The organism is Flavobacterium lacisediminis (assembly GCF_025909975.1).
GTDB lineage: Bacteria > Bacteroidota > Bacteroidia > Flavobacteriales > Flavobacteriaceae > Flavobacterium > Flavobacterium lacisediminis.
Genome location: NZ_JAPCIO010000007.1, coordinates 200358 through 206961 on the forward strand (window position 1 = coordinate 200358; position 6604 = coordinate 206961).

The 6604-nt window shown below is 36.3% G+C and carries 2 protein-coding genes; both read right to left on the reverse strand.

What is annotated here, in order from left to right; genetic code table 11:
* Nucleotides 1-95 precede the first annotated feature (95 nt).
* The gene (locus OJ995_RS11370) at nucleotides 96-5735 is read right to left on the reverse strand and encodes a T9SS type B sorting domain-containing protein (RefSeq protein ID WP_264369527.1); all 5640 of its coding nucleotides are present in this window, start codon (nucleotides 5733-5735) and stop codon (nucleotides 96-98) included.
* Nucleotides 5736-5742: 7 nt separating this feature from the next.
* Nucleotides 5743-5979 (reverse strand): OmpA family protein, encoded by a 237-nt coding sequence (locus OJ995_RS11375; RefSeq protein WP_264369528.1) that lies wholly within the window; start codon nucleotides 5977-5979, stop codon nucleotides 5743-5745.
* Between the last annotated feature and the right edge of the window lie 625 nt (nucleotides 5980-6604).

Here is a 6604-nt window from a genome sequence, read left to right on the forward strand (position 1 = left end):
CACTTAACTATTAAAAACAAAAAAGTCGAATCAGAATAATCGCTTTGATGCAATTATAATTTTATCTCAAAAGTTATATTTTAGACTCGCTTTGTTTATCGTTTCATGGCAAAATGTGCTTTGAATTGTTTTTTAACTCCATTATCTAAATAATCTACGGTGAACCAATAATCGGTAGATGGCAAATGTTCTTGGTTATAAGTTCCATCCCATTTTTCAATTCCTCGTAACTGTTTGATTAATTTTCCATATCGATCAAAGATGTAAATTACATCAGTATCTTGTAAGCCCGCAATGAACCAAGTATCGTTATATCCATCTCCATTTGGCGTGAAGTATTGCGGATAGTTTATCACAAAAACAGTTTGAACTAAATAAGTACATCCTTGAGTGTCGACTACTGTTATCGTATGAGGTCCAGAACTTACATTCGTAAATACATTTGAAGACTGTAATGTTCCTTCATCTAATGAATACAACAAAGTACCACTTCCACCTGTTACATTTACTGTTAATGTAGCATTTCCACTAAAATATTCACTTTGGGTAACAGTCATGCTTACAGCTGGAGTAACTGAAGTTACATTTGCTGTTACCATAGTTGCAATATCTGAAGAAACACAATTAGTAATACTATTTGTTGCAATTACTCCATATGTTCCTACTGTATTTGCTGAATAGGTAGCATTGTTAGAGTTTGGAATAGCAACTCCATTGAAATACCAAACAAAATCATAAGTCGCATTATCTAAACCTGAATCTAATGTGTAATATTGGAATGGAACTCCAAATTCATCCACACAAATCGCTCCATCAGTTAAAACAGGTTTTGGTAATGGATTCACATATACTCGCACTGTAATTGGTGTTCCTGAACATCCAGCTGACGTTGGGGTAATTATATAATCTACATAACCTGCTACATTATCAACTGATGTTGTTAGATTCTGAATAATAGTATACGTTGGTCCAGGTGCACTTCCTGCACTTGCTCCATCAACTCCAACTGCATTTATTGTCCAATTGAAAACTGTTCCTGAATTAAAGGACGATAAAAATATATTAGTAGGAAGAACTCCGCTACATAATGGTGGATGTGTCGGATTAGTAAATAACTCTGGACGTGGATTCACTAAAACTGTTACTGATTGCGGTGTTCCTATACATCCATTGAATGTTGGAGTAATTTGATACGTTACACTTCCTTGAGATAATCCAGTTGTTGTTAATACTTGTTGGATACTAGTTCCTGTTCCATTTGATGCACCTGCTACTCCCGTAACGTTTGTTACTACCCAACTAAACACTGTTCCTGGTATAGTTCCTGTAAACGAAATATTAGTTGTTTCTCCTGAACAAATTGGAGCTGTACTACTCGCAACTGTTAAATCTGGAATAGGATTTACTTGAACACGAATTTGAATTGGATTACCTGCGCAACCATTTGCCTCAGCTATGATTGTATAGATTACTTCAACTGTTGATGTTGTTCCAGTACTAACCGTTAATACTTGATTAATAGAATTTCCTGTACCTCCTGATGCTCCAACAACGTTTCCTCCTGTTACCGTCCATGAAAAAATAGCTCCAGGTACATTACTAGTCAATTGAATATTAGTTGTCCCTCCAGAACAGAATGTTGGGTTTAAGTTGGATGCAATAATTGTTGGAACTACTAAATTAATATTACTAAAAGGTGATGAAACTGGCGATGTACAACTTCCATTTGAAGCAAACACAGTATAATTAGTACCTAAAACCATTCCAGAAATAGCTCCTCCAACAGCAACTGATGGTCCTGATGGATTAAAGACATAAGTAATACCTGCTACATAATTCGAGATACTAGAACTTCCTGATGCTGAACAAGAAGCTGGAATTGATGAAACTAATGGAGTTACTGGAACTGATAATTGTGCAGCGTTACTAAATGAAGTAGAACTAGACGATGTACAACTTCCATTTGAAGCAGAAACAATATAATTTGTACCTATTACCATTCCTGAAATAGTTCCTCCAACAGCTACTGATGGTCCTGCTGGATTGAAAACATAAGTAATCCCAGCAACATAATTCGAAATACTTGAACTTCCTGCTGCTGAACAAGAAGCTGGAACAGATGAAACTAATGGAGTTACTGGAACCGTTAATTGTAATCCGTTACTAAATGAAGCTGAAGCTGACGATGTACAACTTCCATTTGATGCTGTTACCGAATAACTAGTACCATTAATCATTCCTGAGATAGCACCCGTTCCACTTACTATTGGTCCAGCTGGATTGAAAACATAGGTTATTCCTGCAACATAATTCGAAATACTTGAACTTCCTGCTGCTGAACATGTTGCCGCAACAGATGAAATTATTGGAGTTGCAGGAACCGTTAATTGTGCTGCGTTACTAAATGAAGCCGATGCAGACGATAAACAACTTCCATTTGATGCAGAAACAGTATAATTAGTACCTATAACCATTCCTGAAATAGTTCCTCCAACAGCTACTGATGGACCTGATGGAGTAAAGACATAAGTAATACCTGCTACATAATTTGTGATACTTGAACTTCCTGCTAATGAACATGTTGGCGCAACAGATGAAATTATTGGAGTTGCAGGAACCGTTAGTTGTGCAGCATTGCTAAAACTTGCTGATGCTACAGAAGTACATCCTCCATTTGTTGCTGTTAACGTATAACTTGTTCCAACAGTCATTCCTAAAATTACACCTCCTGCTCCAACAGTTGGACCTGCAGGTGCAAAAGTATATGTATTTGACGTACTATAATTTGATACTGTTGAACTTCCTGCAGCTGAACATGTTGCTGCAACTGATGTTATAGATGGCACTACTGGTGTAAGTAATTGAGCAGCATTGCTGAAACTTGCTGATGCTACCGAAGTACACCCTCCATTTGTAGCTGTAACTGTATAACTTGTTCCAACAATCATTCCTGAAATTACTCCTAATGCTCCAACTGATGGACCCGCAGGTACAAAAGTATATGTATTTGACGTACTATAATTTGATACTGTTGAACTTCCTGCAGCTGAACATGTTGCTGCAACTGATGTTATAGATGGCACTACTGGTGTAAGTAATTGAGCAGCATTGCTGAAACTTGCTGATGCTACCGAAGTACACCCTCCATTTGTAGCTGTAACTGTATAACTTGTTCCAACAATCATTCCTGAAATTACTCCTAATGCTCCAACTGATGGACCCGCAGGTACAAAAGTATATGTATTTGACGCACTATAATTTGATACTGTTGAACTTCCTGCAGCTGAACATGTTGCTGCAACTGATGTTATAGTTGGAACAGTTGGTGTAAGTAATTGAGCAGCATTGCTGAAACTTGCTGATGCTACTGAAGTACACCCTCCGTTTGTGGCTGTAACTGTATAACTTGTTCCAACAATCATTCCTGAAATTACTCCTAATGCTCCAACTGATGGACCCGCAGGTGCAAAAGTATATGTATTTGACGCACTATAATTTGATACTGTTGAACTTCCTGCAGCTGAACATGTTGCTGCAACTGATGTTATAGTTGGAACATTAGGAGTGGTAGGTTGAGAATTAATTGTTACAATTGTTGCTGTAGAAATACAACCTGTGGTTAAATTTTTTACAATTACATTGTATGAATTTGGAGTCAATCCAGAAAATGTTGGGCTTGACTGAAAAGTTGTTCCATTAATACTATACTCAAAATTGGCTCCTGTAGGTGAAGAAACAACAATTGTTCCAGTTCCAACTGAACATGTTGGTTGAACTGTTGCACTAGCCATTGGTGCTGTTATAGTTGGTATAGTATTTATTGTGATATTAGTTGCCGATGACGTACAACCAGTTGGGGTTTTTCTGACAATTACTGAATATGTATTTGGCACTAAACCTGAAAAAGTTGGACTTGCTTGAAAATTAATTCCATCTATACTATATAAATTACCTACGCCAGTTGGAGAAGAAATAACTATAGTACCAGTTGGAGTTGTACATGTAGGTTGAATAGTAGCACTTGCTGTTGGAGCACTTGGATTTGTACATCCATAATAATTTGAGCATAATGAACTTAAAGTACAACCAGCGCCTAAAGTTATTGTTACTTCAATAATATATTGTGCATTTGGAGTAAGGCCATACCATTCTGGATTAAAACCTGATGCAACTCCGTTAGCATTTGAAACTGATGGATTTACATTAGATGCAACATTACAAGAAGTTGATAAAGGTCTTAAAATTGCTGAACGACTTATACATAATGCAGGACTTCCATTGGCTTGTTGAATTAAGCCTACGAAACCATTTGCATCAGCTTGTACTAAATAGTAATTCTTAACAACAGTATTTGTCAATGCTGGAGACCAACTAGAGCATGAACCTGCTGGAAAATTTCTTACACCATAGTTTGCAACTCCTATTATAGGGCAAGTTGGGGCAGAACATGAGCCACAATCAGCTGAAGCAGTTGAACAAGTTACTGTTTGAGGTTGAACACAAGAAACCCCATTTGCGGTTAATGTAAAAGTTACAGAATCACCAGCAGTCAAACCAGCTACAGTATAATTTGAAGGACTTGTGTGCGTAACATTTATAGGAGCTCCTCCGTTAATAGAGTATGAAATTGAAAAATTTGTCTGTCCTACATTGCTGAAATCAAAAGCCAATGAAGTAGGTGTTGAATTAGCAGTATCACAAAATAATCCTAAATTACCACCAGAAGTAATTGTTACCACTATTGGTGCTCTAGGACTTTCACACCCTCCTACAGTTTGACTTACATAATATGTTATTGAACCAGCTGTTGAAGTACTTGGTGTAGGAGCTGTTGATGAAGCTGTTCCACCAGTAGCATTTGTTCCATACCAATTTAATGTGCCACCTGGACTTGGTGTAGCTACTAAAGGAATTGCAGATACTCCTAAACAATAATTAACAGGTGTTGTTACTGTTGGTGCTGGAGGGGCTGCTATAGTTACACAAGTTCCAAAATTACAATTCGCGTTTGCTCCACCAGTAGCATGATTGATTGTTGGTGCGGCAAGTGACTGCCAAGTAGCACCACCGTCAGGATTTCTACTAAAAGTTAAATCATTAGTAGGGTTTGCCCCTACATATTTTAACATTCCTGGAAAGTTTGTATTAATTTGAATTGCACTTTGGAGTGTTGTTACTGAAGCAGGACTTCCAGCAGGAATACAAGGATTTCCACCAAAATCGCTACTTTGAGAAATATTCGATGAGTTAGTAGCCCAATATACGGCATCGATTGGTGTTCCAGAAGCATTATATAAGGCTACCCAACCATCTGTATTTGCTAATAAAAAATTTCTTGAAGCATTATTTTGACAATAATTACTTGTAAAACTAGTGATCTGTATATCGATACTAGCAGCATCTGTAGATGATAAGTTTGTTCCAATAACTAAATGTCCATTAGATGGAATTAATGTCCCATTTGGAATTCGAAAAGATCCACCAGTTGGTGCACCTAAAACATCTTGTCTGCAACCGATAAAATATCCTGAAATATCTATTGCTGAACATGATTTATTATATAATTCTATATATTCCTTTCCAATAGTTCCACCAAAGTTGATTAAGCCTTGATTTCCAGAAGGCTTTGCCATTACTTCATTAATAACAACTTGTCCTACAGTTAAATTAGAAAAAAGTACTGTAAGTAGAAAAACTAATAATAATTTAATTTGAGGGGCTTTCAATTGTAACATAATATCTTTATTTCTTCACAATTAAGAATTCACTTCGTCTGTTTTGTGCGTGTTGTTCTTCGGTACATAGTTTGCAAGCTACTTTTGGTTCGCTTTCTCCAAAACCTTGTCCTGAGATTCTATCTTTTGCTATTCCTTTACTGATTAAGTATTGAACAGTCGATTTTGCGCTTCGGTCTGAAAAATTCAACTTGTACTTAACACATCCTCTACTATCGGTGTGTGATTTTGCGAATATCACCATGTTTGGGTTTTAGTTAATAACTGCAACCAATTTGTTCAACTCTGCTCCTCCTTCTGCAGTAATATTGCTTCTGTTGAACTCAAAGTAGATTGGTTGTAAAATAACTTCTTTCTCTGTGATAATTGGCATGATTGGTTTTAGTGTCAATTCAAAATTAACATCAAGTCCAAGCTCATTTTCTTCAAATTCAAATTTATTAATACTACTGTTTTCATAACCTGATTTGCTAGCGTAACTTACAAAAGTTGGCAAACAAGTTAACATTGATTCCGATTTACCATTAACATCAGTATTTTGATTTGTTAGGNCTACTGTTTTCATAACCTGATTTGCTAGCGTAACTTACAAAAGTTGGCAAACAAGTTAACATTGATTCCGATTTACCATTAACATCAGTATTTTGATTTGTTAGGATTTTTTGGTTTATATCTGTTATAAAAACTGTAGCTCCTTCAATCACATTTCCTGTCATCTCATCTTTTACAACAACTGTTGCTCTAAAATTACAAATCGGATCTGCTTTATAAATATCGTCGTTACCGTCTCTGTTACTTGAGAAAAATCCAACTTTCTTAGTAGTGTTGTAAGTGAATGCAAAATCGTCTTTTGATGTATTTACTGGTTC